The 26,914-nt window shown below is 72.1% G+C and carries 24 protein-coding genes; 12 read left to right on the top strand and 12 right to left on the bottom strand.

Going from position 1 to position 26,914, the window contains the following annotated elements; all coding sequences use genetic code 11:
• Positions 1-138 precede the first annotated feature (138 nt).
• From ruvB to metX, 4 genes are all read right to left on the bottom strand, one after another.
• Entirely contained in the window at positions 139-1,167 is a 1,029-nt protein-coding gene (gene ruvB, locus ACFFJC_RS13570) for a Holliday junction branch migration DNA helicase RuvB (protein ID WP_379488016.1), read from the bottom strand.
• 4 nt (positions 1,168-1,171) lie between these two features.
• Positions 1,172-1,777: a Holliday junction branch migration protein RuvA gene (gene ruvA, locus ACFFJC_RS13565; RefSeq protein ID WP_379488015.1), complete on the bottom strand. Its 606-nt coding sequence runs from the start codon at positions 1,775-1,777 to the stop codon at positions 1,172-1,174.
• Between the two features lie 67 nt (positions 1,778-1,844).
• Positions 1,845-2,456: a methionine biosynthesis protein MetW gene (gene metW / locus ACFFJC_RS13560; RefSeq protein WP_379488014.1), complete on the bottom strand. Its 612-nt coding sequence runs from the start codon at positions 2,454-2,456 to the stop codon at positions 1,845-1,847.
• A gap of 34 nt (positions 2,457-2,490) precedes the next feature.
• Complete coding sequence (gene metX / locus ACFFJC_RS13555) at positions 2,491-3,600, bottom strand: homoserine O-acetyltransferase MetX (RefSeq protein WP_379488013.1); 1,110 nt, start codon at positions 3,598-3,600, stop codon at positions 2,491-2,493.
• A 72-nt stretch (positions 3,601-3,672) separates the two neighbouring features.
• Here metX and ACFFJC_RS13550 point away from each other — a divergent pair, with 72 nt between their 5' ends.
• The 3 genes from ACFFJC_RS13550 (at position 3,673) to ACFFJC_RS13540 (ending at position 6,619) form a co-directional block, all read left to right on the top strand.
• Entirely contained in the window at positions 3,673-4,800 is a 1,128-nt protein-coding gene (locus tag ACFFJC_RS13550; protein WP_379488012.1) for a pyridoxal phosphate-dependent aminotransferase, read from the top strand.
• 37 nt (positions 4,801-4,837) lie between these two features.
• The gene (locus tag ACFFJC_RS13545; RefSeq protein WP_379488011.1) at positions 4,838-5,761 is read left to right on the top strand and encodes a prephenate/arogenate dehydrogenase family protein; all 924 of its coding nucleotides are present in this window, start codon (positions 4,838-4,840) and stop codon (positions 5,759-5,761) included.
• A gap of 72 nt (positions 5,762-5,833) precedes the next feature.
• Positions 5,834-6,619: a transglutaminase-like domain-containing protein gene (locus tag ACFFJC_RS13540; RefSeq protein WP_379488010.1), complete on the top strand. Its 786-nt coding sequence runs from the start codon at positions 5,834-5,836 to the stop codon at positions 6,617-6,619.
• A gap of 4 nt (positions 6,620-6,623) precedes the next feature.
• Here ACFFJC_RS13540 and ACFFJC_RS13535 read toward each other — a convergent pair whose 3' ends face one another.
• The 4 genes from ACFFJC_RS13535 to ftsE all read right to left on the bottom strand — a co-directional run bounded on the left by ACFFJC_RS13535 (position 6,624) and on the right by ftsE (position 9,627).
• The gene (locus ACFFJC_RS13535; RefSeq protein WP_379488009.1) at positions 6,624-7,337 is read right to left on the bottom strand and encodes a lysophospholipid acyltransferase family protein; all 714 of its coding nucleotides are present in this window, start codon (positions 7,335-7,337) and stop codon (positions 6,624-6,626) included.
• Complete coding sequence (locus ACFFJC_RS13530) at positions 7,334-7,870, bottom strand: YdcF family protein (protein WP_379488008.1); 537 nt, start codon at positions 7,868-7,870, stop codon at positions 7,334-7,336. The genes ACFFJC_RS13535 and ACFFJC_RS13530 overlap by 4 nt, the downstream gene beginning before the upstream one ends.
• A 30-nt stretch (positions 7,871-7,900) precedes the next feature.
• Positions 7,901-8,773, bottom strand: a complete 873-nt coding sequence (locus tag ACFFJC_RS13525) for a cell division protein FtsX (RefSeq protein WP_379488007.1) — start codon at positions 8,771-8,773, stop codon at positions 7,901-7,903.
• A 140-nt stretch (positions 8,774-8,913) separates the two neighbouring features.
• Positions 8,914-9,627, bottom strand: coding sequence for a cell division ATP-binding protein FtsE (ftsE, locus tag ACFFJC_RS13520; protein WP_379488006.1), 714 nt, complete (start codon positions 9,625-9,627; stop codon positions 8,914-8,916).
• A gap of 149 nt (positions 9,628-9,776) precedes the next feature.
• Here ftsE and ACFFJC_RS13515 point away from each other — a divergent pair, with 149 nt between their 5' ends.
• Complete coding sequence (locus tag ACFFJC_RS13515; protein ID WP_379488005.1) at positions 9,777-10,721, top strand: zinc-ribbon domain-containing protein; 945 nt, start codon at positions 9,777-9,779, stop codon at positions 10,719-10,721.
• Between the two features lie 138 nt (positions 10,722-10,859).
• Positions 10,860-12,146 (top strand): outer membrane beta-barrel protein, encoded by a 1,287-nt coding sequence (locus ACFFJC_RS13510; protein ID WP_379488004.1) that lies wholly within the window; start codon positions 10,860-10,862, stop codon positions 12,144-12,146.
• A 437-nt stretch (positions 12,147-12,583) separates the two neighbouring features.
• Here the strand turns inward: ACFFJC_RS13510 and ACFFJC_RS13505 are convergent, their stop codons facing one another.
• Positions 12,584-13,174 carry a polysaccharide biosynthesis/export family protein gene (locus ACFFJC_RS13505; RefSeq protein ID WP_379488003.1) on the bottom strand — a complete coding sequence of 197 codons (591 nt, stop codon included), beginning with the start codon at positions 13,172-13,174 and terminating at the stop codon, positions 12,584-12,586.
• A 179-nt stretch (positions 13,175-13,353) separates the two neighbouring features.
• Between ACFFJC_RS13505 and ACFFJC_RS13500 the strand changes: the two genes are divergently transcribed.
• From ACFFJC_RS13500 to ACFFJC_RS13485, 4 genes are all read left to right on the top strand, one after another.
• Positions 13,354-15,606, top strand: coding sequence for a GumC family protein (locus ACFFJC_RS13500; protein ID WP_379488002.1), 2,253 nt, complete (start codon positions 13,354-13,356; stop codon positions 15,604-15,606).
• 97 nt (positions 15,607-15,703) lie between these two features.
• Positions 15,704-16,741 carry a glycosyltransferase gene (locus ACFFJC_RS13495; RefSeq protein WP_379488040.1) on the top strand — a complete coding sequence of 346 codons (1,038 nt, stop codon included), beginning with the start codon at positions 15,704-15,706 and terminating at the stop codon, positions 16,739-16,741.
• Entirely contained in the window at positions 16,738-18,468 is a 1,731-nt protein-coding gene (locus tag ACFFJC_RS13490) for a hypothetical protein (protein WP_379488001.1), read from the top strand. Before ACFFJC_RS13495 ends, ACFFJC_RS13490 begins: the two co-directional genes overlap by 4 nt.
• Positions 18,469-18,477: 9 nt before the next feature.
• Positions 18,478-19,932 carry a hypothetical protein gene (locus ACFFJC_RS13485; RefSeq protein WP_379488000.1) on the top strand — a complete coding sequence of 485 codons (1,455 nt, stop codon included), beginning with the start codon at positions 18,478-18,480 and terminating at the stop codon, positions 19,930-19,932.
• On the opposite strand, the gene ACFFJC_RS13480 is transcribed toward ACFFJC_RS13485, so the two are convergent.
• Positions 19,907-21,538: an oligosaccharide flippase family protein gene (locus tag ACFFJC_RS13480; protein ID WP_379487999.1), complete on the bottom strand. Its 1,632-nt coding sequence runs from the start codon at positions 21,536-21,538 to the stop codon at positions 19,907-19,909. The genes ACFFJC_RS13485 and ACFFJC_RS13480 overlap by 26 nt on opposite strands.
• Positions 21,539-21,564: 26 nt before the next feature.
• Here ACFFJC_RS13480 and ACFFJC_RS13475 point away from each other — a divergent pair, with 26 nt between their 5' ends.
• Positions 21,565-22,563, top strand: coding sequence for a polysaccharide pyruvyl transferase family protein (locus ACFFJC_RS13475; RefSeq protein WP_379487998.1), 999 nt, complete (start codon positions 21,565-21,567; stop codon positions 22,561-22,563).
• 9 nt (positions 22,564-22,572) lie between these two features.
• On the opposite strand, the gene ACFFJC_RS13470 is transcribed toward ACFFJC_RS13475, so the two are convergent.
• Both ACFFJC_RS13470 and ACFFJC_RS13465 read right to left on the bottom strand, forming a co-directional pair.
• Positions 22,573-23,694 carry an acyltransferase family protein gene (locus ACFFJC_RS13470; RefSeq protein ID WP_379487997.1) on the bottom strand — a complete coding sequence of 374 codons (1,122 nt, stop codon included), beginning with the start codon at positions 23,692-23,694 and terminating at the stop codon, positions 22,573-22,575.
• On the bottom strand, positions 23,691-24,794 hold the full coding sequence (locus ACFFJC_RS13465) for a glycosyltransferase family 4 protein (RefSeq protein ID WP_379487996.1): 1,104 nt from the start codon (positions 24,792-24,794) through the stop codon (positions 23,691-23,693). Before ACFFJC_RS13465 ends, ACFFJC_RS13470 begins: the two co-directional genes overlap by 4 nt.
• A 104-nt stretch (positions 24,795-24,898) precedes the next feature.
• Between ACFFJC_RS13465 and ACFFJC_RS13460 the strand changes: the two genes are divergently transcribed.
• Both ACFFJC_RS13460 and ACFFJC_RS13455 read left to right on the top strand, forming a co-directional pair.
• Entirely contained in the window at positions 24,899-25,990 is a 1,092-nt protein-coding gene (locus tag ACFFJC_RS13460; RefSeq protein WP_379487995.1) for a glycosyltransferase family 4 protein, read from the top strand.
• Entirely contained in the window at positions 25,987-26,913 is a 927-nt protein-coding gene (locus ACFFJC_RS13455) for a glycosyltransferase family 2 protein (RefSeq protein ID WP_379487994.1), read from the top strand. The genes ACFFJC_RS13460 and ACFFJC_RS13455 overlap by 4 nt, the downstream gene beginning before the upstream one ends.
• Position 26,914 lies beyond the last annotated feature (1 nt).

The raw sequence follows: 26,914 nt of genomic DNA, 5'->3' as shown, positions 1-26,914 counted from the left end.
CGCCCCGAAATCGCGTCCCAAGCCGGGAAAATTAGCTAATTCATAGTCTCACGCACAACAGTGTCCCGGAACGGGACTGCCGGCCTGCGCTCCTGTCAAGCCATCCGACGGACCGTCGGCACGCCGGCCGGGAGTGGCTCAGCCGTCCGAATCGAAGAGGCCGCCCTGCGGTCCCGTCGGCGGCGACAGGCCCAGGTGCGTCCAACCGCGATCGTTGAGGCAGCGTCCCCGCGCGGTGCGGGCGATCAGGCCGAGCTGGATGAGGTAGGGCTCGATCACTTCCTCGATCGTGTCGCGCGGCTCCGAGAGGCCTGCCGCGAGCGTCTCCACCCCCACCGGCCCGCCCTTGTAGATCTCGGCGATCATCCGCAGGTAACGGCGGTCCTGCGCGTCGAGCCCGATGGCGTCGACCTCGAGCCGGGTGAGCGCATCGTCCGCGATCGCGCGCGTCACCACGTCCGACCCGGCGACATGCGCGAAGTCGCGCACCCGGCGCATCAGCCGCCCGGCGACGCGCGGCGTCCCGCGTGAGCGGCGCGCGATCTCGGTGGCGCCGCCCTGGTCCATGCCGATGCCGAGCAGGCTGGCACCGCGGGTGACGACCTTCTCGAGCTCCTCCACGGTGTAGAACTGCAGTCGCACCGGGATGCCGAAGCGGTCGCGCAGCGGGGTCTGCAGCAGGCCCTGCCGCGTGGTGGCGCCGACCAGCGTGAAGGGCGGCAGGTCGATCCGCACCGAGCGCGCCGAAGGCCCCTCGCCGATGATGAGGTCGAGCGCGCGATCCTCCATCGCCGGGTAGAGCACTTCCTCGACCACGGGGTTGAGGCGGTGGATCTCGTCGATGAACAGCACATCGCCCTGCTCCAGGTTGGTGAGCAGCGCGGCGAGGTCGCCCGCCTTGGCGATCACCGGGCCGGAGGTGGCGCGAAAGCCCACGCCCAGCTCGCGCGCGACGATCTGCGCCAGCGTGGTCTTGCCGAGGCCCGGGGGCCCGAAGAACAGCACGTGGTCCATCGCCTCGCGCCGTGAGCGCGCCGATTCGATGAAGACGCGCAGGTTGTCCTTGGCCGCGGCCTGGCCGACGAACTCGGCCAGCGTCTTGGGCCGCAGCGCCGCATCGGCGTCCTCGGCCTGGCGAGCGGGGGAGAGGATGGGGTTGTCGGTCATGCGCTCAGCCCGCCGCCCGCTTGAGCGCCACGCGCACGAGGTCGTTAAGGCCGGCGTCCTCGCCCAGCTCCTCCACTGCCTTGCCCACCGCCATGGCGGCGACGGCCGGCTTGAAGCCGAGGTTCTGCAGCGCCGAGACGGCGTCCGCGCTGGCCGAACCCGGCGGGACCGCTGCCGCGATGCCCGCCACGCCCGGCGCCGTCGGCAGCCCGCCGGCCTTGTCCTTGAGCTCGTTGACGATGCGGCTCGCCAGCTTGGGCCCGACGCCGTTGGCGCGCGCGACCATGGCGCTGTCCCCGCCGGCACAGGCGCGCTGCAGCTCCTCGGTCGTCAGGGCCGAGAGGATCGCGAGCGCGACCTTGGAGCCCACCCCCTGGATCGCGGTCAGCAGGCGGAACCAGTTGCGCTCCGCCGCGCTGGCGAAGCCGATCAGGCGCTGGTCGGTCTCCGACACCTGCATTTCGGTATGCACCACCACACGATCGCCCCGGATGCCGAGCTGCCCCAGCGTGCGGGCCGAGCAGTGGACGAGATAGCCGACGCCGTTCACGTCGATGATCGCCCAGTCCGGGCCGGTATCGTCGAGCAGGCCGGTGAGCTTGGCGATCATGGTTTGTTCCCCATCGCTCCCCTATGCACGGCGGCGAGTCGCCGGGCAAGGCCGAAACGCCGCCCGGTCAGTCGCGGCGCGACAGCAGGAACACCGCATGCTCCGCCCGGAAGTTCGCCGCCGCGGCGCTGCACTGCGCGTCGCCGCTGAGGAACCAGCGGCCCTCCACGGTGATTCCCCGCGCGTCCAGCAGGGCGCGGAAGTCGTTGACGGTCAGGTGGTGGATGTTGGGCGTTTCGTACCAGGCGACCGGCAGCAGCCGCGTCACCGGCATGCGCCCGCCCCACAGCAGCGAGACGCGCACGCGCCAGTGCGCGAAATTGGGAAAGCTGACGAAGGCCTTGCGCCCGATCCGCAGCAGCTCGTCGAGCACCTGGTCCGGCCGCATCGTCGTCTGCAGCGTCTGCGAGAGGATCGCGTAATCCACCGACTTGTCGGGATAGAAGGCCAGGTCCTTGTCGGCATCGCCCTGGATCACCGACAAGCCCTTGGCCACGCACGAACCGACGTTGAGCGCATCCAGCTCCATGCCCCGCGTGTCGCAGCCCGAGCCGTCGCGCAGCGCCTGCATCAAGGTGCCGTCGCCGCAGCCGACGTCGAGCACGCTGGAGCCCGGCGCCACGTTCTCGGCGATGACCGCGAGGTCCGGCCGCAGTCCTGCCATCATCGCGGCGTTCATGGGGCCTCCCCAAGCCTGTCGTCGGCCGGCGCGATCATCCCAGGAACCCCTGCACCACGCGATCGAGCGCGGGTACGTCGAGCAGGAACGAGTCGTGCCCGAACGGCGCCGAAAGCTCCACGAAGCTGGCCGGAAGGCCCGCGGCATTGAGCGCGTGGACGACGTTGCGCGATTCGGCAGTGGGATAGAGCCAGTCGGTGTCGAAGCTGACCAGACAATAGCGCGCCTTCGAACGGGCGAAGGCGTTGGCCAGCATGCCGCCGTGCTCCTCGGCCAGGTCGAAGTAGTCCATGGCGCGGGTGATGTAGAGGTACGAGTTGGCATCGAAGCGGTCGGTGAACGAAAGCCCCTGGTAGCGCAGGTACGATTCGATCTGGAAATCCGCGTCGAAGCCGAAGGTCTTCTCCTCGCGGTTTTGCAGCCGACGGCCGAACTTCTCGGTCAGCCCCGCCTCGGAGAGATAGGTGATGTGCGCGGCCATCCGGGCGACGGACAGGCCCTTTTCGGGACCCTTGCCGAAGGCGTAGTAGTTGCCTTCGCGCCATTCCGGGTCAGCCATGATGGCCTGGCGTCCCACTTCGTGGAAGGCGATGTTCTGCGCCGAGTGCCGCGCGGTCGAGGCGATCACCAGCGCGGCGCGGGTGCGCTCCGGGAAGTTGGCCGCGAGGCTCAGCGCCTGCATGCCGCCCATCGAGCCGCCGACGACGGCATGGAGGCTGTCGATGCCCAGCGCGTCCAGCACGGCGATGTGGCCCTTGACCATGTCGCGGATGGTGATGACCGGGAAGCGCATGCCCCAGGGATCGCCGTCGGGCGCCGCGCTGGCCGGTCCGGTCGAGCCCATGCACGAGCCGATCACGTTGGCGCAGATCACGAAGTGGCGGTCGGTGTCGATCGGCTTGCCGGGCCCGACCATGCGCACCCACCAGCCCGGCTTGCCAGTCTTGGGGTGGTTGGAGACCACGTGGTGGTCGCCGGTCAGCGCATGGCAGATGAAGATGGCGTTGTCCTTCGCCGCGTTCAGTCGCCCGCAGGTCTCGTAGGCGATGCGCGGGGCGGCAAGGCGCTGCCCGCCATCGAGCAGGAGCGGCGTGTCGAGATCGAGGAACCGGTTTTCGGAGGGGAGGGTGGGGGCCGTCGCCATGATCGTTTCGCCAAGTGGGGAACCGCCCATAGGGAGTCAATCCAAGTCTGTCATTATCGGCCATGCTGGGTTATGCGGCCCGCCGTCATGAGCGAAACCACCACCTTGCCCAAAGCCCCGACGCCCAAGCCCTGGATCGAGGCGATCCACGCCTACGTGCCCGGCAAGTCCAAGGGCAAGGACGGGCGGCCGCTCATCAAGCTCTCCGCCAACGAGAACCCGCTGGGCACCAGCCCTGCCGCGCTTTCGGCCCGCGGCGCCGCGCCCGCGCTCTACCCCGATCCCGACAGCGGCGCCCTGCGCGCCGCCATCGCCGAGCGCCATGGCCTCGACCCGGCGCGGGTGGTCATGGGCACCGGCTCGGACGAACTGCTCAACCTCGCCGCGCAGGGCTATGCCGGCCCGGGCGACGAAGTGATCTACGTGCGCTACGGCTTCTCGGTCTACGACATCGCCGCCAGGCGCTGCGGCGCCACGCCGGTGGTCGCGCCCGACCGTGACTACGGCACCGATGTCGACGCGCTGCTGGCGCTGGTGACCGGGCGCACGCGCGTGGTCTTCATCGCCAATCCCAACAACCCGACCGGCTCGTACCTGCCCGGCGGCGAGATCGCGCGCCTGCACGCGGGGCTTCCCGCCGACGTGCTGCTGGTGCTCGACCAGGCCTATGCCGAGTACCTCGCGCCCGAGGACGACGACGGCGCCATGGCGCTCGCGGCCGCGCACCCGAACGTGCTGGTCACGCGCACCTTCTCCAAGATCTTCGGCCTTGCCGGCGAGCGCATCGGCTGGGGCACCGGGGCGCCGGGGATCGTCGCCACGCTGAACCGCATCCGCGGGCCCTTCAACGTCTCCAGCACCGGCCAGGCGATGGCGCTGGCCGCGCTGGGCGACCCCGACTTCGTCGAGGCGAGCCGCGTCCACAACCGCGAGGAGCGCGCCCGCTTCGTCCAGCGCATCGCAGCGCTCAGCAACCACGGCCTGCGCCCGCTGCCGAGCGAGGCGAACTTCGTGCTGGTGCTGTTCGAAGGCGTCCTCACCGCCGAGACGGCGTTCGAGGGCCTGGCCGACCGCGGCTACATCGTGCGCTGGCTGCCCGGGCAGGGCCTGCCGCAGGGGCTGCGCATCACCATCGGCAAGAGCGACGACATGGACGCGATCGCCGCCGCCCTGCGCGAAATGGCGGAGACGGCGCGTTGACGGGGCGGCAGGCAGAGAAGGCGAAGGGCCCGGCGGCATGAGCTTCGCGCGGATCGCCATCATCGGCCTCGGCCTCCAGGGTGGCTCGATCGGGCTGGCGGTGCGCGAGTTCCTGCCGCAAGCGCGGACCACCGGCTACGACGTCAGCCCCGACCACCGCGCCCGCGCCGCCGAGCGCCGGCTCGTCGACAGCGTCTGCGACACCGCCGCCGAGGCGGTGCGCGAGGCGGACCTCGTGATCTTCTGCGTGCCCCCGGGGGCGATGGCGATGGCGGCCGAGACGGTGCGTGAGGCGCTGCCCGCCGATGCGCTCGTCAGCGACGTCGGCTCGTCCAAGCAGGCCATCGCCAAGGCGCTGGGCGAGGCCCTGCCCGACCATGTGGTGATCCCCGCCCATCCGGTCGCCGGCACCGAGAACTCGGGCCCCGACGCGGGCTTCGCGCACCTGTTTCGCAACCGCTGGTGCATCGTCACGCCGCCCGCGCGGGTGGACATGGTCCGGCTTTCGCAGCTCGTCTCGTTCTGGGAGGCGCTGGGCGCCAACGTCGAGATCATGACCGCGGAGCACCACGACCTCGTCCTCGCGGTGACCAGCCACCTGCCCCACCTCATCGCCTACACCATCGTCGGCACCGCCTCGGACCTGGAGGACGTGACGCAGGGGGAGGTCATCAAGTACTCGGCCGGTGGCTTCCGCGACTTCACGCGCATCGCCGCATCGGACCCGACGATGTGGCGCGACGTGTTCCTTTCCAACAAGGAGGCGGTGCTCACCATGCTGCAGCGCTTCAGCGAGGACCTGACGGCGCTGCAGCGCGCCATCCGGGTGGGCGACGGCGACACGCTGTTCCAGCACTTCACCCGCACCCGCGCGATCCGCCGGTCCATCATCGAGGAGGGCCAGGACGATTCGCGGCCCGACTTCGGTCGCGGCGACCACGACAGCGCCAAGAATTCCTGAGGCGAGGCGGGAGCCTCGGCGCGGTTGGGGATTTTGAGCGGGCGAACGCCCCTCTCACGGATCCCACCCGCCATGCAGCTCTCGATCGTGACTACCCTCGACTACGCGGTGCCCGAGCCGGTCGACGTCCTCCTCCAGCTGGAAGCGGCAATGATCCCGGAGCAGCACGTGCTCCACGCCCACATCGACCTCCCGCCGCTCGACCACTTCGCCCGCGTGCCGGCGCAGGCCTACATCGGCGAGCGCATCTGGCTGCGCACCGGCGCGCCGCTCAAGGTGCGCTACGAGGCGACGGTGGAGGTGGACCGCATCCTGGCGGACATCGCCACCCTGCCGGCGGTGCCGCCGCACCTGCTGCCGGGGGAGACGGTCGACTACCTCATGCCCTCGCGCTACTGCACCTCCGACACCTTCCACGAATTCGTGCAGAAGGAGTTCGGCACGCTCCAGGGCGGCGCCCGCGTCGCCGCCATCCGCGACCACCTCGCCGGCCGGCTGACGTACGAGGCCGGCTCGAGCGACTCCTCCACGACCGCCGCAGACACCTTCCGCAGCGGCAAGGGCGTGTGCCGTGACTACGCCCACCTGATGATCGCGCTGGTGCGCGCCAGCGGCATTCCGGCGCGCTTCGCCAGCGTCTATGGCCTCGGGGTGGAGCCGCAGGACTTCCACGCCGTCGCCGAGGTGTTCCTGGACGGCATGTGGCACATGGTCGACGCGACCGGCATGACCACCCCCGCGCAGATCGCGAAGATCGGCATCGGCCGCGATGCCGCCGACGTCTCCTTCCTCACCAGCTACGGCGATGTCGAACTGGTCTCGCAATCGGTGCAGGTCACCCAGGCGACGCCCGCCTGAGCGGTCACGCCGGCGGGTTCAGCGCGTTGATCGCGGCATGGACCCGCGCCTCGACCTCCTCGCGCGGGAGGCCCGGCGCGATCCGCTCGCCCACGCGCATGGTGATCGTGCCCGGCCTCTTCCAGCGCCGGTGGTACAGCGGCCCGCTGTCCACCGCCACCGGCACCACCGGCAGCGCCAGCAGCTTGTAGAGCCCCGCGAAGCCCGCCTGCAGCGGCGGGCGCTGGCCGTGGGGGACGCGCGTGCCTTCGGGGAAGATGGCCAGCGGCCTGCCTCGCTCCGCGAACGTGCGTCCGCTCGCCACCATCGCGCGCAGCGCCTTGGCGCCGGCCTCGCGCTCGACCGCGACCACGCCGTAGCGCCGCGCCGCCCAGCCCCATCCGGGAATGTCCATCAGCTCGGCCTTGGGCAGCGGCGCCGGCCAGCGCATCGCCCGGGGCAAGTCGATCGCCTCGAAGAAGCTCTCGTGCTTGAGCGCCACCAGCACCCCCTCTTCCGGCAGCTGCCCCTCGACCACCAGCCGGATACCGAGCAGCCAGCGCGCGCAGAGCCGGTGGAAGCTGCTCCAGCCGCGCACCACCCGGCGCAGCGCCTCCTCGTTGACCAGGCTGGCGGCCAGCGCGCCGGCCACGAAGACCGGCGTGCCGAGGTAGAACACGGCGTAGAACAGGAGCGAGCGCACGACGTCGAGCGGCCGGGCGGAATCAGGGTCGGTCAAAGGCGTTCCCACAGGTTGAGCGCGGCCCGGGCCAGCAGCTTGTGGTACTCGAGGAACAGCGTCCCGAGCGTCGGGCGCGAGGGGACCGCGTCCCGCTCCAGCCGGACGCCGGCGGGGAACTCGCGCCCGATCTCCAGCGCGGCGCGGCGCATGTGCCAGTCGGCGGTGACCAGGCGCACCGACTTGGCGTCGTGCTCGGTCACCCACTGCGCCGCCTCGATCGCGTTGGAGCGGGTGTCGTAGGCCCGGTAGCCGAGCGTCACGCAGCACTTCATCAGCCGCGGCGGCACCGCGAACTGGGCCGCGAACTCGCGCGGGCGGACCTGGCGATCGACACCCGAGACCAGCAGGTCGGGGGCCTTACCCGCTTCCAGCACCTCGAGCGCATGCTCGATCCGGCCCTGGCTTCCCGTCAGCACGATGATCGCGTCGGTCCGCACGCTGGCCGGCAGCGGCCCGGGCAGGGCCACGGCGAACCACAGGAACCCGAAGAGCCAGATCAGCACGGCAAAGGCGGCGAGGCGGCGGAACATGGATCGATGCTATATAGGGGTTTGCGCCGGTTACAGCATCTTTCGCAGCGCGTGGAGCACGGTGAGCCGCGCCGTCAGCATGGCGAGGAGCGTCGCCAGCACCGGCACCAGCGCCAGCAGCAGCCAGTCGCTCCACCCCAGCGCGCCGCTGTCCACCAGCCCCGCCCCCAGCCCGGCGAAGCGGCGGCCGAGCGCGAGGATGACCACGAGCGCGAGCGCCAGGCCCACGCAGCCGCCGGCCGCCGCGTCGGTGCCGAGGGAACGCTGGAACACGCGCGCCACCTGCGCATCGGTGCCGCCGAGGAGATGGACGATCTCGATCGTCTCGCGATTGGCGCCCAGCGCCGAGCGCGCCGCCAGCAGCACCGCTGCCGCCAGCGCCCCCGCCAGCAGCGCCACGATCGCGATCGCCAGCACCTGGAGCGAGACCATCGCGTCGAACACCGGCCTCAGCCAGTTCGATTGCGCGTCGATGCGGGCCGATGGCGCCACCGGCGCCAGCCGGTGCGTCAGCGCCCGAAGCTGCGCGGGGCTCGCCGGGCCCTCGAGCCGCACGTCGATGAGCGCGGGGACCGGGATGGCCGCCCCGCTGGCCCCCGCCCCGCTCGCTCCCGTCGCCCCCCCGGCCGCTGCCGCGATCCCGGTCCCCAGCCAGGGCTCGATCAGCGCATCGAGCTCGGCCTGGGGCACCTGCCGCAGCCCGGCGACCCCGGGCATCGCCTTGATCGCCTCGACCGCCCGCGCGGCCTCCTGCGCCCTTACCTCGAAGCGGGGCTCGAGGATCTGGACGGTCACCCCACCTGCGATCTCCGCCCGGGCCGAGGAGACCGCGTTGCCCAGCGTCAGCCCGGCGGCGAGCGCGATGGTGGTCATCGCCACCATGATCGCGATCACCCAGGGCATCGGCCCCGACAGGCGCGCCTGCGGGATCAGTTCGAGGCCGCGCCGACCTGCAATCCGCCCCGCAACCCGGCCCGCAACCCGGCCCGCAATCCGGCTCCCGGTCCGGCTGCCGACCCGGCGCCCCATCCGATCCCGGCCTGTCATGCCGGCGCCCGCGGCGGATAGCGCAGCGCGCCGGTCGGGTCGGCAAGCCGGCCGCGGTCCAGCCGCATGATGAGGCTTTCGGGCACCTTGCGCAGCAGGTCGAGGTCGTGGGTGGCGACGACCACGGTGGTCCCCTGCCGGTTGAGCATTTCGAACAGCCGCATGAGCTTGGCCGCCATGTCCGGATCGACGTTGCCGGTCGGCTCGTCGGCCACCAGCATGGCGGGCCGGGCGATGACGGCGCGCGCGATGGCGACGCGCTGCTGCTCCCCGCCCGAGAGCGTCGCCGGGCGCGCGTCCATGCGATCCGCAAGGCCCACCCAGTCGAGGATGTCGCGCACCGGGCCCGCCAGGTCGCGCTCGTGGTGCCCGGCCAGGCGCAGCGGCAGCGCCACGTTGTCGAAGGCCGAGAGGTCCTGCACCAGCCGGAAGTCCTGGAACACCACGCCGATGCGCCGGCGCATCGCCGGCAGGCGATGGCGCGGCAGCGTGATGGCGTCGGTTCCGAACATGCGGACGGCCCCGCGCGAGGGCCGCTGCGCCAGGTAGAGCAGCTTCAGCAGCGACGTCTTGCCCGCGCCGCTCGCTCCGGTCAGGAAGTAGAACCGGCCCGCGTGCAGCGTGAAGGTCAGGTCGCTCAGCACCTCGCGATCGGTGCCGTAGCGAAGGCCGACGTTGTCGAAGTGGATGATGTCCCCGTCCGCGCTCATGCTCGATCAGTGTTGCTGTGTCAGTCGGGCCGGACGGACGACGCCTTCGCCTATAACCATCCTTGCATGTGGAAAAAAGGCCGTCACGGCGCGAACCCACAGGCAGGGCGCTTGTCGCGCGCAAGCCAACCGTGCTTAGGAAGGCGATCATGATCATCGCCTGCCCCGCCTGCTCGACGCGCTATGCCGTCCCGGACAGCGCGATCGGTCTGGAAGGCCGCACCGTCCGCTGCGCCAAGTGCCGCCACAGCTGGTTCCAGGAAGGGCCGGATGAGAGCGCGCCGCCGCTGGAGACGATGATCGCCGCGCCCGCGGCGGCCCCCGCCCCGAACCTCGCCCCGAACCTCGCCCCGGCCCCCGCCCCGGCCTCCAGCTCTGCCCCGGCCCACGCTCCGGAACCCGCGCAGCGGCCCGCGACCCGCCCGGCCGTGGTCGTGCCGCGCGCCGCTGCGCCGGCGGCCGAGGCGACGCTGCGCGAACCGCCCGCCGCGCCTCCGCCGCCCCTACAACCGGGGCCACCGCCGGGGCTGGCGCCGGCTTCGTCGGCGGCGGGAGCCCGTCCCCGCGAGGCGCGCGCGGGCGCGGGGTACTACGACGACACCGCCGCCAAGCCCTATGCCGACGAGGGCCCGTCGAGCTTCGACTTCTCGCCCCCGTTCCGCCCCCGCCGCAACTGGACCAGGATCGGCACCTGGGCCGCCATGGCCTTCGCCATCGCCACCCTCGCCCTCGCGGCGGCGGTGGTCTGGGGCGGGTTGCCCGACTGGTTGCCGATCCCGCGCCCGACCTTCCAGCAGGCCCAGCCCGACCTCAAGCTGGACTTCCCGCGCAGTCGGCAGGATCGCAAGCCGCTGCCCGACGGTACCGAGTTCTTCAGCGTGAGCGGCACGATCAGCAACATCGGGGCGCAGGCCCGCAGCGTGCCGTCGCTGCTGGTGGTGCTGCGCGACCGGCGCGAGACGATCGTCTACGAAAAGGAGATCGTGCCGGGCAAGGGCGAGCTGGCGCCGGGCGAGACGATCACCGTCAACGAGGCGCTCACCGACATCCCCAAGTCCGCGACCGCCGCCGAGATCGGCTGGAAGCCCGACTGAGCCCCCCTGGCTGAGGAGCTCCGGCTGAATGCAAGCCCGGCCGCGCCACCCGGCGCGCGGCCGTGACAGATCGTTCATTTGCCTGGCGCAGGCCGCCTCCGCACAAGTTCCCGAGGGGACCAGTCGCGGGGGCATATCTTGAAGCGCAGGCACTCTTGGGCGAAGGGCAAGGCCGGGCCATGCCTGGTGGGGCTGCTGGGCACCTGCGCCGCGCCGCAGGTGCTGGCGCAGGACAGGGTGCGGGACCCTTCCGGGCGGGACATGCCGATCGCGGTGCAGACGCGCGCGCGGCCGGAGACGGACCCGGTGCCGTTCCACCTCGGCAGCTTCACCGTCATTCCCTTCGCCGCGGCCACCCTGACCTACGACGACAACGTCTACGCCACCCGGTCCGACCGGGTGGGCGATGCGCTCGCCTCGCTTGCCGGGGCTCTGACGGCGCGCTCGGCCTGGTCGCGTCACGCGGTCTCGCTCGATCTCGACGGCGCGCTCACGCGGGGCCTGTCTCAGGATGCAGAGGATACCCAGACCTACCGCGGGCTCCTGGCCGGGCGGCTGGACCTTGGCACCACCACCGCACTCACGGCCAGCGCGGGCTACGCGCGGGCGTACGAGGCGCGCGGCTCGATCGGCGACACCACGCTGCGCGGTCCGCGCATCGCCTACCACGCGCTCGAGCTGGACGCTCGCCTGCGCCGCTCTTCCGGCCGCGTGATCCTGGAGGCCGAAGCCGGGCTCGACGCCTTCCGCTACGCGCCGCGCAGCAACGCTGCCGGCGTGCGCTCGACGCTGCGCGACCGCGACTACACCAGCTGGCACGCGCGGCTGCGGACCGGCTACGCCTTCGCGCCGGGCGTCGCCGCCTTCGCGGAAGGGAGCTACAACCGCGCCCGCTATCCCGAGGACACCACCGCGCTGGACCGCGGCTCGCACGGCTGGTCGCTGCGCGGCGGGCTGGAGTTCGGCGTCAGCCGGCTGGTCCGGGGGCGCGCGGCCCTGGGTTACCAGGACCAGCGCTACGCCGATCCCGCATTCCCGCGCATCCGCGGCCTCGACTTCGCTGCCGCGCTCGAATGGAACCCGACGCGCCTGCTCACCCTCGCGGTCGATGCGCGGCGCACGATCCAGCGCTCGCCGCTGGTGGGGGTCGCCGGCATCCGCCAGACCCGCTTCGGCGCGCGTGCCGACTACGAACTGCGGCGCAGCGTGCTCCTCTCCGCCCGTCTCGACCGCGCCACCAGCGACTTTGCGGGCACGCCGCGGGTCCAGAAGGACCTGGTGGGCGGCCTGGGCATCGACTGGCTGGCCAACCACCACCTGCGCCTCGGCGGAGAAGCGACCTTCCAGCGCACCCGTACCGAGGGCGTCCCCGGCCGCGCCTTCGACCGGCGGCGCGTGTCGGTCTCGCTGCGCTACGCGTTCTGACGAAGGACGCGGGCGGGTGCCCGCTTCCAGGCTCGAGGGTGCGAGGCGCGCGCGGCTGCGGTTCGCGTGTCGATGGCCTGCGCAAGATGGGAGCGCGGAGAGAGCCGCCCATCCCCCCGCTCATGCCGAGCCTGTCGAAGCATGCCAGCCTCGCGCTTCGCTTCGGAGCCTTCGACACGCTCAGGCTGAGCGGGGTGAAAAGGGCATCTGCGGCGGCGAGCGGCCCATCGCCCCTCCCCTCTCGTGCTGATCTGGGCATGTGGAAAGGACACCCCGCAGCGAAAATCCGCGTCCGCCCCCTCTTCCCCGCTCATGCTGAGCTGGGCGGAGTGGAAAGGTGCCCGCAGCGGGAAGCGACCCGCGCTCCCTCCCCGCTCGTGCCGAGCCTTCTCGAAGCAGGGCCTCGGCGGGAAAGCGCTGCCCCGCCGTGGGGAGCCCTAGAAATACCGTTCGAGAACCCGGATGGTGTCTCCCGGCATGACCGCGACCGCCTGCCCGGCGCCGATGTCGACCGAGCGCTCGGCCTCCCCGGCCCCGCGCCGCAGGTTCACGCGCCGCGACTGGGCGCGGTAGCTGAAGCCGCCGGCGGCGGCGACCGCCTGCTCCACCGTCATCCCGGCGACATAGGGGTACTGCCCCGGCCGCTGCACCTCGCCCAGGATGTAGAACGGGCGATAGGCCACCACTTCGGCGCTGACCTTGGGATCGTTCATGTAGCCGTCGGCGATGCGGCTGGCGAGGGCACCCGCGAGTTGATCGGCGGTGAGGCCATCGGCGGCGATGCTGCCGACCAGCGGAAAGGCGAGTTCGCCCGCGCTCGACACGGTGAACTCGCCCGAGAGGCCGGGCTCGTCGTAGACGATGACCCGCAGCCTGTCGCCCGCGCCCAGGTGATAGGCGCCCATGCCCTTGGCCGCCTCGGCCAGGTCCAGCGGCGGGGCGCCTGCGCTGGCACAGCCTGCCGTCAGCAGCACCAGCGCGCCCGCGGCGCCCCTGGCGTCGAACCGTTCCCGCAGCCATCGCAACATCGTGCCAGATCCCATCCAAGTCCGGCAGGTTCCGGACCATCGCAGGCCACTATCCTTCAGTAATGAAGGCCTGAAAACCCGTTGCAGAAATGTAATGAACGACCGTTCGTGAGATTAACACTCAGATGACTTGGCAACATCACGGATAACGATTCGTTAAATCTATGAAAGCGGCAGAGTTGATCTTGCCGCTCCCGCCACAATGCGACGACACTGCGCCCGATCCGGAGCGCATCGGCGTGCTCCGCAAGCAGGGTGGTAAGCGCTTGAACACCTCCGTCGTCATCCCCGTTCCGTCCGCACCGCTGGCGGCTCCGCTGCGGCCGGTTCCGGCCCCGCCTGCCGCAGACCGGCTGGACGCCGGGGTCCTGCTGGCCTTCCTGCGCCGGCGCTGGCCCCTGATCGTGGCGGTGCTGCTGGCCGCGCTGGCGGTCGGGCTCGCCGTCACCCTGCTGCAGACACCGCGCTATCTTGCCACCGCGCAGGTCGCGCTCGAACCCCGGGCCGAACCGGTGGCGCCGCTCACCGAGGAGGACCGGATGGCGGCGCGCGGCACGCCGGGCGAGACCTACGTGGACACGCAAGTCGCGGTGATGACGTCCGCGCACAACGTCGCCGCCGTGGTCGACCGGCTGGGGCTGGCCCGCCAGGCCCGCTTCGCGCAAGGCCCCGGAGACGCGCGGCAGGCCGCCATCGCCTATGTCGAGGACGGCGTCTCGGCCTTCCGCTCCGGCGCGACGTACGCGATCGGCGTCGGCTTCGAGAGCGAGGATGCCGGGGAAGCGGCGCGCATCGCCAACGCCTTTGCCTGGCAGTATACGCAGGGCGCCCGCCTCGACCGCGACGCGGCCGACGCGCGGATCCTCGCGCAAGTGGGGTTGCGGATGGAGCAGGCGCGGCGCCAGGCAGCCGCTGATGCCGCGCTAATGCAGCGCTATCGCCTCGCTAATGACCTCCCGAGCACGACCGACCACTCGCTCGCGGAGCAGGAGATCTCCGCCTACAACCAGGAGGTCACCGCCGCCCGAGCCCAGGCGGCCGAGGACGCCGCCCGGCTCGCCACCGCCCGGCAGCAGCTCGGATCCGGCTCCAGCGGTGAGGATCTGGGCGATTCGCTCGGCTCTGCGGTGATCGCCGCGCTGCGCCAGCAGCAGGCCGCCCGCGCCGCCGAGGTCGCGGCGCTCGCCAGCAAGTACGGTCCGCGCCACCCGCACCTGCTGCGCGCCCGCAGCGAACTCGACGCCGTCAACGCCGGCATCGCCGCCGAAATCGGCCGCGTCGTCTCCGGCCTCTCCGCCAAGGCGGCGGTCTCGCAAAGGCGGCTGGGATCGCTGACCGGCTCGCTCGACGCCTCGCAGCAATCGCTGCGGCGGGACAATGCCGCCATGGTGGGGCTGCAGGAGATCGAGCAGCGCGCCCAGGCCTCGCGCCAGCTCTACGAGAGCTATCTGTCGCGCTACAAGGACCTCGCCGCGCGAATCGGGATGCGCCCGCCCGAGGCGCGCGTGCTCCGTCCAGCGCGTCCTTCGCAGACGCCGCTGCATCCGGACCTGCTGCTCAACATGACGCTCTCCGCGGCACTGGGCCTCGGCCTCGGCCTGCTCTGCGCCCTGGCGGTGGACGGCGCGTCAGCGGGCGCGGCGCGCGGCCTCGCCTGCGGCGACGACGTGGAGAACCGCTTGGGCCTGCGCCATCTTGGCTCGATCCCCGAACTCGGCTCGGTGCTGCCGCGGGGCGTCGGCGACCCGGTCGACGCCGTCCTCGACCATCCCCGCTCCGCCCTCGCCGAGGCTTTCCGCAACGTGCACGCCTCGATCGCCTTCGTGGTCGAGAACCCGCGGGTCATCGCCGTCACTTCGGCGCTCTCGGGCGAGGGCAAGACCACGCTAGCGCTGTGCCTGGCGCGCATGATGGCGAGCACCTCCGGTCCCATCCTGCTGATCGACTGCGACCTGCGACGGCGCGCGGTCAGCGGCTGGATCGGCGGCGCGCGCGCGGCGGGTCTGCTGGAGGTGCTGCGCGGGGAGGCGCGGCTGGAGGACGTCGTCGCCACCGACGCGCGCACCGGCCTCTCCGTGCTCCCGCTCGCAGCGGCGAAGGAGGAGGACCATGCGCTGCTGACCGGGCCGGCCATGGACGCACTGCTGGCGACCGCCGGCCAGGGCTACCATGCGGTGATCCTGGACACCGCGCCGGTGCTGCCGGTCGCCGACGCGCGGCTGCTGCTGTGCAAGGCGGATGCCGCCATCATCGCCACGCGGTGGCGGCGCACGCCCGAAGCCGCGCTGCGCGCCCTTCTCCGGCTGCTGCCCGAAGGCGCGGTGACGCTGGCAGGCGTGGTCCTGACGCGGGTGGACGTCAGGCGGCAGGCGGCCTTCGGCCTCGACGCCAGCGCGTTCTACCCGGCCTGCCGGGACTACTATCGTGCCTAGGCTCTGGACGGTTCCCGGCGCCCAGCCGGACCCGCCCCCCGGCGACGTGCGCCAGCGCTTCCGCAAGGTCGCGATCGTCCATTACTGGCTGGTCGCCATGCGGGGCGGCGAACGGGTGCTGGAGCGCCTCCTGCACCTGTTCCCCGAAGCCGACATCTTCACCCACGTCTACGATCCGGCGCGCGTCTCGCGCGCGATTTCCGCCCGCAAGGTGACGACGAGCTTCATTCAAAAGCTGCCGGGCGCCCGGCGGCACTACCAGAAGTACCTGCCGCTCATGCCCATGGCGCTCGAGGAGCTGGACCTGCGGGGCTATGACCTGGTGATCAGCAGCGAGAGCGGCCCCGCCAAGGGGGTCATCACCGCTCCGGACGCCCTGCACCTTTGCTACGTCCATTCCCCCATGCGCTACCTATGGGATCACTACCATGCCTACTGCGAGGATGCCGGCGCGATCGACCGGGCGCTGATGCCCTTCCTGTTCCATCGCCTGCGCACCTGGGACTCCGCATCGGCCTCGCGCGTCGATCGCTTCCTCGCCAACTCGCGGTTCATCCAGCGCCGGATCGAGCGTGCCTGGGGCAAAGCCTCCAGCGTCGTCCATCCCCCGGTCGACGTGGAGCTGTTCGCGCCCTCGGGCGAGGTCGGCGCGGGCTATCTGTGGGTCGGCCAGCTCGTCCCCTACAAACGGCCGGATCTTGCGGTCGCCGCCTTCAACCGCCTGCGCCTGCCGCTCACGCTGGTGGGCGACGGCCCCATGGCCGCGCGGCTCAGACGCATGGCAGGGCCCACCGTCACGATCACCCCCCGCCTGGACTTCGCGGCACTGCGCAAGCACTATGCCCGCTGCCGCGGTTTCGTCTTCACCGCCGAGGAGGACTTCGGCATCGCGCCGGTGGAAGTCATGGCCTCGGGCCGGCCGGTGATCGCCTTCGGCAAGGGCGGCGCGCTGGACACCGTACTCGAGCACGAGACAGGGCTGTTCTTCCACGAACAATCGGTCGAGGCTCTGGTGGATGCCGTGCTGCGGTTCGAGGCGTGGCACCCCGGATTCGAGCCGGCCGCCGCCATCCGCCACGCCCGCCGCTTCTCCCCGGCCACGTTCGACGCGGGCCTGCTGCGGGCGCTCGCATGATCGGTGCTCGCTGGTGCCGCGCATCGACCCGCTGGCTCGCCGCCGTGCTCGTCCCTGGCGCCTTCATCGCTGGAGGCTGCGGTGGCGCCGCGCCGGCGAGGACGACCGCCACGACGCTCGTGCTTGGCGCCCAGACCCACTTCTCGCAAGGGTGGCCGGCTGCCCACCTTGACCTTGCCCGCGCGGCAGGTGCCCCCGCGCTACGCGACGCTGTGCCATGGTCGCGCGTGGAGCGCGTGCGCGGCCGCTATGTCCTGGACGGCCCGGCGCTCGCCCCGCTCGACCGCTTCTGCCGGCGGGGAGGCGGCCTGCTGCTCACCACCGTACCGCTCCACCCGTTCTACGACGGCGGCCTGGCGCTTCGCTCCGCAGAGGCGAAGGCGGCATTCGTTCGCTATGTGCTGGCCTTGCAGGCGCACTTCGGCCCCTGCCTGATCGCCATCGAAGTGGGCAACGAGATCAACGCCCCGCGTTCGCGCCAGATCTACCGGCGCGGAGAGACCGGCGGGGATGAACAGTCCGACCCCCTGCGCGACTATGTCGAACTGGTGCGCGCGACGCGGGACGCCCTGCGCGCGAGGGGCGCGTCGACGCGGGTGCTCGGCGGATCGAGCAATACGATCGCGACCGGATTCCTAGAGTCGCTCTTCGCGCGCGGGTTGCTGGATGCGGCCGACGGCCTGGCCGTGCACCCCTACCGTCCCCAGGCCGACAACCTCGACACCGAGCTTTCGCACCTCCAGGACGTCATGAAGCGGCACGGCCGGCCGCTGCCGATCTGGGCGAGCGAGTTCGGCGGCGCCTACCGCGCGCGGGAAAGCGCGGCACCGCAGCTCGTGAAGACCGCGACTCTGCTCGCCGCTGCGCGTGTCGAGGCGGCCTATTGGTATGCGCTGGTCGAGCAGGGCTGGCTGCACGACAGCGGCCTCTACACGACCAAGGGCATGCAAAAGCCCGCGCTCGGCGCCTTTCGCCTGCTGCAACGCGTGCTCCTGCCGCGCGGCGCCCCCGAGCGCGTGGAGCTGGCCGACGCGAACGTACGCCTCTATCGCTTCGGTCGCGACGGCTGGGTGGCCTGGGGCGCCTCCGGACGGCTGGACTTCGGAGCAGGCGCGCGCCTGTTCGATGCCCAGGGCAAGCCGATCGCGCGCAACACCGCCATCCTCACCGACGAGCCGGTCATCGCCCTGGCGCCCCGTGTGCCGACCTTGGCTCCGGGACCGGTGGTGGCCGACAGCCTGCTGGGCTACGGCGGAGCGGACTGGCGTTATCTCGCAAGGCTGCCTGACGGATCGCAGCGCGAACTGCACTGGATCGACGGGCGATGGACCAGTCGGCGGGGCGATCCCGCGCTGGCGCCGCTATGGGTGGCCGACGGCGCAGGAGCACCCGCAGGGCGCGCAGCAGACGGGCGCAGCGTGATCGTTCGATACCAGGCGCCCCGCGCGGCGAGCGTGGCGGTGGCGCTCTGTCTCGAAACGCGAGCGGGCGGCGACGGAGTGGCCATCGCCCTGCGCCAGGGAGCACGCGAACTGGCCTCGACCATCGTGACCGGACCCGGTCGCATCACCCTGCGCGCCGTTCCGTTGGCCGCCGGGGACCACCTCGACCTCATCGCCGGGCCCGACGCCGGGCCAGGCAGCAACGGCTTCCGCTACCGCATCCGGATCGCCGCCGAGCCGCACGTTCCCTCCATGCGCTGCCCCGCCCGGGCGGCGCAAAGCTGAGCAAAGGCCATGTCACTCACTCTCATCGGCGCGATCCAGCTGCTGCTCGGGATCGGGCTCGTCGTGCGCGGCTCGCTCGGAGCGTTGCTCGCCTTCCTGGTCCTGTCGGGCGTGTTCGGTGGATCGTCGGCGATCGACTTGCCCGCCCTCGGCGGCTCGTCGGTCACGCCCGCGCACTTTGCGCTGGTCTTCCTGCTGCTGCGATGCATGCTCCCGGGCGGGACCGCGCCCGGGGCGATCGGCTCGGCGCTGCGGGCGCATGTCTGGCTGGTGGCCTTCGTCGCCTATGGGGTCGTCGCTGCCCTGCTGCTGCCGCACATCTTTGCCGGGGAGATGACGGTGGCGCCGCTGCGCGGACTCGTGCGCCCGCGCTACGGCACCGAGCAGGCCCGCGTGCTGGCCACGGAGCCGCTCCGCTTCACGGTGCAGAATCTCACCACCGCGATCTACATGGCCGGGACGCTCGCCGCCGCGCTCGCCAGCCACGCCGCGCTGCGCGGACCGGGGGGCGCGCGGCTGCTGGCGCGCACCGGCGCCGCCGTCGGTGTACTCCATGCCCTGCTCGGCATCGCCAGCGTCGTGCTCAAGGACACGCCTGCCAATGCCATCTTCGCGTTCCTGCGCAACGGCAGCTATGCGCAGCTCGACAATGACTGGGCCGGCTTCGTGCGCATGAACGGCCTGTTCCCGGAACCCTCCGCCTTCGCCGCCTTTGCCGTCGCCTGGTTCGTGTTCAACTTCGAGTGCTGGCTACGCGCCGTCGAGCCCCGGCTGACCGGCGCTGCGGCGCTGCTGCTCGCATGTGCGCTCGCCGGCAGCGCCTCATCCACCGCCTACGCCGGGCTGGCGATCTGCGGAGCCCTCGGCGCGCTGCGCCTGGCGACCACGCCTCGCTTCGTCACGCCGGACCGGCTGGCCTGGCTGGCGCTCGGGGGGCTGACGGCGCTGGCCGGACTGTGCGCGCTGCTGCTGCTCGATCCGGTGCGCGCCGCCGGTCTGCAGGACCTGCTGGCGCATATGACCCTAGACAAGGGCGGCTCGTTCTCCGGCCGCCAGCGGCTGTTCTGGGCCGGGCAGGGCCTCGATGCCTTCGTCGTGTCGCGCGGGCTGGGGATCGGTCCGGGATCGTTCCGCTCCTCCAGCCTGGCGACCGCGATCCTGGGGTCGATGGGGGTGGTCGGTTCGGCCGCCTTCGTCCTCCACCTCGGCCGGGCCTTCGCGCCCCTCGCGCTCTCCACCTACCGGCGGAGCGGAGAGCCGGAACGCGACACCGCTGCCGCGGCGGCCTGGGCCATGCTCGTGGGCATCGCCGTCGCTTCGCTCTCGGCACCCAGTTGCGACCCGGGGCTCACGTTCGCGGTTCTCTCGGGCGGAGCGCTGGCGCTGCGGCAGCAGGCGCGGGGTCGCGCCAGGGCCGTGCTTCCGCCGGCCGAGGGCCTCACGACCGAGCTCGCGTGTGCGTGAGCAGGCCACGCGCCAGCCGCATCAGGTCTGCCCGGCCGCGGCGGCCGAGCACCACCGCAAGCGCAGCGCCGTAGGCCAGCGCTCCCGCCGCGACGAGCGCTCCCAGTCGCGCGACCGCCGCGAGCCCTTCCGCGCCTGCCCCCTCCACGCCCGCCGGAGTCGGAGCCGCAAGGCGGATGCGCCAGAGCAGCAGGCTCATCGCGACAGAGGCGACGAGCGCGGGTGCGATGGCCCGCAGCACCTGTGCCGCTCGGATCCCGGTCTCCCGCTGGAGGATCGCCATCTGCAGGCCCAGCGTCAGATAGGCCCGCGCCACATAGGCACCGGCGAACCACAGCAACCCGTGACCGGCTGCGGCGATGCAGAGCAGCAGGGTGAGCGCCAGCTGGATCGCCGCCAGCCAAGCGATCGAGCCGGCACGGCCGAGGACGGTGAGCGCCGGCTCGGCAAAGAAGTTCAGTGCGAAGGGCGGCGCCAGCAGGCACAGTACGCGCAGCACCGCGACGCTCTCCCCCCACTGCGGCCCGAACAACAAGGGCACGAGCGCGTCGGCGAGGATGCCGATGCCGGCGATAGCGGGAAAGGACAGCATCGCGCTGGTCGAGACCATGCGCAGATAGACGCGGCGGAACGCCGGCAGGTCGCCCGCAAGCCGCGCCAGGGTGGGGACAGCCACCGTCGAGAAGGGACTGATCACCCCTTGCGCGACGACCTCGAGCGACTTCCAGGCAGTGCGATAGGCGCCCAGCGCGCCGATGCCGATCAGGCCGCCGACGATGGCGTCCTGCGCCCGGTTGAGCGCGGCGAGGAGGAGCTGCGAGCCGGCGACGCTGGCACCCAGGCGCGCCTGCGACCGCAGCAGCGGCCACGAGAACTGCAACTGCGGCCGCCACGGGAAGGCGCGCCAGGCGACCAGGGTGCCCACCGCCTCGCTGGCGAAGCGCTGCGCCACCAGCGCCCAGACGCCCCAACCGGCGCCTGCCGCCAGCAGCGCGAACGCGCCGCCCAGGAGCCCGGCCGAAAGCGAGCGGACCGCCAGGGCGCGGTGGCCGAAGTCGCGCAGGCTCCTGCTCATGTGCGCGGCGCCGGCGGCCGAGACCGGGGCAAGGAAGCCGAGCGTGCCAACCACGGGAGCGGCCGCCTCGCTCCCCAGCGCCGCGGCGATCGGATGGCGCAGCCCCAGGCACACGAAAGCGACGGCGAGGGCGCCTGCCAGGTTGGTCCAGAACACCGTGTCCGCCAGCAGCGGCGTGATGGTGCGCGCGCGGTAAAGGCTGCTGACGAGACCCGCCTGGGCGACGATCTTGCCGATCTCCGCCACCGCCATGCCGATGAAGAAGACGCCGAAGTCGGCCGGGCTCAGCCGGTGCGCCAGCGCTGCGAAGACCAGGAAGGCGAAGACCTGGTCGCCGCCGAAGCGCACCATGCTCCAGCCCACCGCGCCTGCGGCGCGGCGACCGAGCGCGGGGTTTGCGGGCTCGGCGGTGACGGCCTCGTTGTCGGTACCGGCGGCGTTGTCGGTGCCGGCGGCGCGGGCGGGTCTGGTCTGGTCCTGCGTCACGATCCCCCCGAACTCGCCTGGTGCTGGCAGCGAGGAAGCCAGCATCGCGTGCTCACAGGAAGGACGAAGTCATGCCCGAACGGTTAAATGGTGGTAACCTCGTGGGCGGTGGCGCCCTCGCGAGCCTGACCGCGGCGTTCCGCCCGCATGCGGGGCGTCGCTTCGCACTGCTCGACTTTCCCGATCATCCGAACGTCGGCGATTCGGCGATCTGGATCGGCGAGCTCGCGCTGTTCCGCGAAGCCGGCGGCGCCGCGCCGGCCTACGTCAGCGCCTTCCACAACCTGGACGATGCCGACTTGCGCGCAGCCGTGCCGGAAGGGCCGATCTTCCTGCATGGAGGCGGCAATTTCGGCGACGTCTGGAACCATCACCAGGACTTCCGCGAGGGCGTGATCGCCCGCTTCCGAGACCGCCCGATCATCCAGCTGCCGCAGTCGATCCATTTCCGTGACCCCGCGCGTATCGCGCAAGCGGCGCGGGTCATCGCCGCGCACCCGGATTTCACGCTGCTGGTCCGCGACCTCCCCTCGCTCAAGCTGGCGGAGCAGCAGTTCGACTGCACGGTGCGGCTCTGCCCCGACAGCGCGCTCGCGATCGGGTCCGTGCGGCCGGCACCGGCACGCTGCGAGGTGCTTGCGCTGCTGCGGACCGACCGGGAGAGCGCCGGGGCGCTGCGGACGCCGCCCGGTGTCCCGGTCGAAGACTGGCTCATCGAGGAGACCGGTCCCGTGCGCCGGGCCAAGGCTGCGGCCGCGATCGGCGCCTGGACCTCGGGCCGGCCCCGGCTGGCACGCGTCCGCGCCTACGAGGCGGCGGCGCGCCACCGGCTGGAGCGGGGCCTGGGCCAGATCGCCCGGGGCCGCGCCCTCGTTACCGACCGGCTCCACGTCCATATCCTCGCGCTGCTGCTGGGCCGCCCGCATGCGGTGATCGACAACAGCTACGGCAAGATCGGACGGTTCCTGGACGCCTTCACGGGCGGATCGCCGCTGGTCCACCGGGCGACGAGCCTGGACGCGGCGCTGGCGTGGGCGCAGGCGGCCGCGACTGCGCAGGAAGCAGCGTGAGGAGAGTGCTCAACCCGGGCGCAGCCGCGGGCCGGCGCGCCCCAGCCGAGCGATTGCGCTAAGCAGCGCGCGGCGCACCGGCGGCTCCAGCCACTGGGCGAGGGTGAGGGCCACGAGGATGGCTCCACCCACGGCCGCCAGGCTGGCCACCGCCGGACCGAGCGGCGCCAGAGCCAGCAGGATCGCGCCGCCGACGTGGAGATGGACGAGGTAGAACGGATACGTCGCGAGCCCCGCAAGCCGCAGCCCGGGAGAACAGCGTGCCAGCGCCGCGGCCATCGCGTCCCGGTACGCGAAGGACAGCGCGATCAGCGCCAGCCCGCCCAGCCACACCGCATAGGGGAGCGGCCAGGCGGCGGCGCGCTCTGGCATGGCGGTCATCTCCCACCGTGCCGCGGCCCTGACCTGCAGGGCGGCAGCGGCCAGGCACGCAGCCGCCAGAACCGCCTCGCCGGGTCTCCACCGCGCGGCGGCCAGCCGTGCGCAGAGCATGCCGAGGGAAAAGTAGATGCCGTGCGCCAGCAGGAGCAGTTCGGAAAGCCGTCCCCCCGCGTGGATCCAGCCGGCGGCGTCGGCGGCCCAGTACCCGGCGCTGGCGGCACCCAGCACCCAGGGCAGGATTCGCGTCGGATCCCGCCCGCAGCCGAGCACGGCGCAGACGAGGGCATAGAACGCCAGCTCGACCGGGATCGTCCAGAACTGGCCGATGATCCAGGGACCCTGCGGCGCGAAGGCGAGCGTCCGGATCGCCAGCCAGGTCGCCTCGCCCGGCGCGGTGCGCAGGACCGTGATCGCCAGTGGGAGCACGATCGCGATCGCGAGCAGCAGGGCCGGAAGCAGCCGCACCAGACGCCGCTCGGCGAAGCCGCGCGCGCTGGCGCCGCTGGCCGAATAGGCGATCACCGCGCCCGACACGACGAAGAAGACCTGCACCCCGATCCAGCCGCACCAGGTGAACGCGGACCCCGGAGGGCGTCGCACCGTCTCGGCGAGCACCGCGTGGAGGCTGCTGCTCTCGAGCGCCCAGGCCTTGAACCCCAGGTGATAGACCGCGACCAGGCAGGCCGCGAGGAAGCGGACGAGGTCGAGCCCGTGGACCGGCTCGCGACGAGAGCGCGGACGCGCGTTCATGGTGCGCAGACCGCCGCCAGGATCCGCTCCGCCTGCCCGCGCCACGAGAAGCGCGCCGCCTGCGCCAGCCCCTTGCGGCGCAAGGCCTCGGCCAGCGCCGGCTCGCGCAGCACCCGCCGCACCGCCGCGAGCATGTCCTCCTCGTCGCGCGGATCGCAGTAGAGAGCCGCGGCGCCGCAGCGCTCGGTCATGGCGGGGATCGCCGAGGCGACGACGGGGCAGCCCAGGCTCATCGCCTCCAGCGGGGGCAGCGGCGATGCCTCGTAGAGCGAAGGGAAGAGCAGGCAGGACGCGCGCCGGTAGTGCGCGGCCAGCGCCTTGCGGCAGGGGACCTGGCCAAGGAAGGTGATCATCGAGGCGACGTCCGGCGCCACGCGGGCGCGGATCGGCGCCAGGATGTCGTTGCCGGTCCCGACCAGCACCGTGCGCACCCCGTCCTCCCGCGCCAGCCGGTGGGCGACGGCGATCACCCGATCGACGTTCTTGCGGCGCGACAGCGAGCCCAGGTAGAGGACCGTGGCCTCCCGCCGGTCCGCTTCATCGCCGCAGGGCGCAATCGGATCGTCGCTCCAGGCGCCGTTCTGCGCGGGGACGACACGGCCGCGCCCGCGCCCGCGCAGGCGTTTCAGCCGCTCCGCTTCGGTGACCGAGACCGTCAGCACCGGATCGGCGCGGCGGAGCACGAACGGCAGCAATGCGCGGTGCGCCCAGCGGTAGCGCGCGGCATAGGCTCGCGGCAGCGCGAGATAGGACACGTCGTGCAGCATCACCGCCACGCGTGCGGGCCCGAGCAGAGCGGCCAGCGGCGCCGTGTTGCCGAGGCACAGCAGCGTACGCCCCCGTGCCATGCGCGGGAGGATCAGCTGTTCCCACAGGTGGCCGCTGGCCCCGCCCCGGCATTCCACCGCGATGTGCCGCAGGGGCAGGTCGGAAAGGTCCGCAGCCGGCTCACAGGCGAGCGCGATCCGCAGCGGCGTACCTCCCTCCCCCGCGAGCCGGTCCATCTCAGTCACGATCGCGCGAGCCACCCGCTGCACGCCGGTAATCGGCTGCGTCAGGAAACGACCGTTGATCAGCATCTCTCCGGCGGGCTGGGACATCGGTGCGCAGCGTGCCCGAGGCGGAGCGGAAGCGCCGGTTAAATCCTGGCAATGCGAGCGCTTGCCTGTCGCCGGGCCGCCGCCGCGGGCTTAGTCTGGCGCCCATGCTGCCGATCTACATCAACGGCAAGTTCTATGCCGGCCCCCGCAACGGCGTGCGCCGCGTCGCGGACAGGCTGGTGCGCGAGATCGACCGGCTGGCGGCGCATTCCGGATCGTCGGAGGTGACCCTGCTCCTGCCCGATGTCGACGGCGCCGCGCCGGACCTGCGCAACGTCAGGGTCGAGGCGCTGGGCCATGCCCCCACGCAGATGTGGGAGCAAGCCCGCCTGCCCGGGCTGGCGCAGGACGGCCTGCTCGTCAACCTCGGCAATCTCGCGCCGCTGCGCCATCGCCGCAAGGTCACCCTCCTGCACGATGCGCAGTTCCTCTTCCCGGACAGCTCCTACCCGCGGCGCCAGCGGCTGGGCTACCGCCTGCTGGTGCCGCACATCGCGCGCACCAGCGCGGCGGTGCTGACCGTCTCGCACTACGCGCGGCGCACGCTCGAGATCATGGGCATCGCACCGGCGGCGCGCACCGGGGTGCTCTACAACGGCGCCGACCACATCCTCGACACGCCGGCGGACGAGAGCACCCTGGACCGCCTCGCGCTGAGCCCGCGCGGCTATGCGCTGATGTTCGGGAGCGGCAAGGCCTACAAGAACAATGCCGTGGTTTTCGCTGCCTGGAGCCACGCCGCGGCGCCGCGACTGCCGCTCGTCGTCGTCGGCGCCACCCGATCCGAACTCGCGGCGCAGGGGCTTCATCCGCCGCCCGGCACCGTGTTCGCCGGCGCTTGCGACGACGCCGCGCTGCGGGCGCTCTATGCCCATGCGCGCTGCCTGCTCTGCCCCTCGCGCACGGAGGGCTTCGGCCTGCCGCCGCTGGAGGCCATGCTCTGCGGCACGCCCGCCGTGGTGGCGCCCGCCGGAGCGCTGCCGGAGGTGTGTCGCGATGCCGTGCTCTACGCCGATGTCGACGATCCCGCCTCCTGGGCGCAGGCCGTCGCGGCGCTCGACCCTGCGTCCGCGCTCCATGCCTGCAAGGTGGCGCAAGGGCGAGAGCGCGCGCGTGCCTTCACCTGGGAGCGAGCCGGGCGGGACTTGTTCGAGACGCTGAACCGACTGGCCGGCGCGGAGGACAGCCTGGCATGAACCCCGATCCACCGCGGGTCTCGGTGATCCTGCCGTGCTACAACGGCGCGCCGTACGTGCGCGAGGCGGTGCGCTCCATCCTGGACCAGACCCTGTCCGAGCTCGAGCTGATCGTCGTCGACGACGGCAGCACCGATGCCTCGCCGGCGATCCTGCGCGAGCTGGCCGCGGGGGACGCCCGAATGCGCGTGCTCACCCGCGGCAACGGCGGGATCGTGGCCGCGCTCAACGCCGCGCTGCCGCTGGTCCGCGGCCGCTACGTCGCGCGGATGGACGCGGACGATGTCTCGTTTCCCGATCGCCTGGCGTTCCAGGCGCGATACCTGGACCACCATCCCGAAACGGTGCTGGTGGGAGGCCGCGCCGTGGCGGATCTGCGGCCGCGGCCGGCGAGCACGCGCACCACCGGGGGGCGTCACGCCAGGACCGACCTCTCGGTCTTCCCGCCGCGCATCGCCGTCGCCATGCACCCCCTCATCATGATCCGCGCCGACGTGCTGCGCGCCATGGGCGGCTATCTCGCTACCTATCCCCATGCGGAGGACTATGAATTGTTCATCCGCGCGAGCGCCTGGGGCCGGATCGACAATCCGCCCGTCGACATGTTGTTCTACCGCAGGCACGAGGGCGCGGTCTCGATCGCCAACCTGGAGGTGCAGGAGCGTTCGGCCGTCCGCGCCGAGCTGGATGCGCTGGCCCGCGCCGGGCTGCCGGCGCCCTCGCCGCGGATGCTGGAAGCCTACCTGCGGCTGCGGCTGTTTCGCCGCTACCGTGCGATCTCGCCGGCGCGGGTGCGCGCCATGCGCCTGCCGGTGCTGCGCGACCTGCTGGCGGTGGCGCCGAAGGCGGTGCTTTCGCGCCGCTTCCGCCGCCTGCCGCTGCTGATCGGCGCGGCGCTGGTGCGCTCGCTCCGCAGCGCCTGAC

This window comes from Novosphingobium soli, from assembly GCF_042432915.1.
GTDB lineage: Bacteria > Pseudomonadota > Alphaproteobacteria > Sphingomonadales > Sphingomonadaceae > Novosphingobium > Novosphingobium soli.
This window is presented reverse-complemented; position numbering and strand designations above follow the sequence as displayed.

Bases quoted from the DNA above. Each gene is read 5' to 3' on its own strand.
- ruvB (WP_379488016.1), bottom strand. From the start codon at position 1,167: ATGACCGACAACCCCATCCTCTCCCCCGCTCGCCAGGCCGAGGACGCC.
- ruvA (WP_379488015.1), bottom strand. From the start codon at position 1,777: ATGATCGCCAAGCTCACCGGCCTGCTCGACGATACCGGCCCGGACTGG.
- metW (WP_379488014.1), bottom strand. From the start codon at position 2,456: ATGAACGCCGCGATGATGGCAGGACTGCGGCCGGACCTCGCGGTCATC.
- metX (WP_379488013.1), bottom strand. From the start codon at position 3,600: ATGGCGACGGCCCCCACCCTCCCCTCCGAAAACCGGTTCCTCGATCTC.
- ACFFJC_RS13550 (WP_379488012.1), top strand. From the start codon at position 3,673: ATGCGGCCCGCCGTCATGAGCGAAACCACCACCTTGCCCAAAGCCCCG.
- ACFFJC_RS13545 (WP_379488011.1), top strand. From the start codon at position 4,838: ATGAGCTTCGCGCGGATCGCCATCATCGGCCTCGGCCTCCAGGGTGGC.
- ACFFJC_RS13540 (WP_379488010.1), top strand. From the start codon at position 5,834: ATGCAGCTCTCGATCGTGACTACCCTCGACTACGCGGTGCCCGAGCCG.
- ACFFJC_RS13530 (WP_379488008.1), bottom strand. From the start codon at position 7,870: ATGTTCCGCCGCCTCGCCGCCTTTGCCGTGCTGATCTGGCTCTTCGGG.
- ACFFJC_RS13525 (WP_379488007.1), bottom strand. From the start codon at position 8,773: ATGCCCTGGGTGATCGCGATCATGGTGGCGATGACCACCATCGCGCTC.
- ftsE (WP_379488006.1), bottom strand. From the start codon at position 9,627: ATGAGCGCGGACGGGGACATCATCCACTTCGACAACGTCGGCCTTCGC.
- ACFFJC_RS13515 (WP_379488005.1), top strand. From the start codon at position 9,777: ATGATCATCGCCTGCCCCGCCTGCTCGACGCGCTATGCCGTCCCGGAC.
- ACFFJC_RS13505 (WP_379488003.1), bottom strand. From the start codon at position 13,174: ATGTTGCGATGGCTGCGGGAACGGTTCGACGCCAGGGGCGCCGCGGGC.
- ACFFJC_RS13495 (WP_379488040.1), top strand. From the start codon at position 15,704: ATGCGGGGCGGCGAACGGGTGCTGGAGCGCCTCCTGCACCTGTTCCCC.
- ACFFJC_RS13490 (WP_379488001.1), top strand. From the start codon at position 16,738: ATGATCGGTGCTCGCTGGTGCCGCGCATCGACCCGCTGGCTCGCCGCC.
- ACFFJC_RS13485 (WP_379488000.1), top strand. From the start codon at position 18,478: ATGTCACTCACTCTCATCGGCGCGATCCAGCTGCTGCTCGGGATCGGG.
- ACFFJC_RS13480 (WP_379487999.1), bottom strand. From the start codon at position 21,538: ATGCTGGCTTCCTCGCTGCCAGCACCAGGCGAGTTCGGGGGGATCGTG.
- ACFFJC_RS13475 (WP_379487998.1), top strand. From the start codon at position 21,565: ATGCCCGAACGGTTAAATGGTGGTAACCTCGTGGGCGGTGGCGCCCTC.
- ACFFJC_RS13470 (WP_379487997.1), bottom strand. From the start codon at position 23,694: ATGAACGCGCGTCCGCGCTCTCGTCGCGAGCCGGTCCACGGGCTCGAC.
- ACFFJC_RS13465 (WP_379487996.1), bottom strand. From the start codon at position 24,794: ATGTCCCAGCCCGCCGGAGAGATGCTGATCAACGGTCGTTTCCTGACG.
- ACFFJC_RS13460 (WP_379487995.1), top strand. From the start codon at position 24,899: ATGCTGCCGATCTACATCAACGGCAAGTTCTATGCCGGCCCCCGCAAC.
- ACFFJC_RS13455 (WP_379487994.1), top strand. From the start codon at position 25,987: ATGAACCCCGATCCACCGCGGGTCTCGGTGATCCTGCCGTGCTACAAC.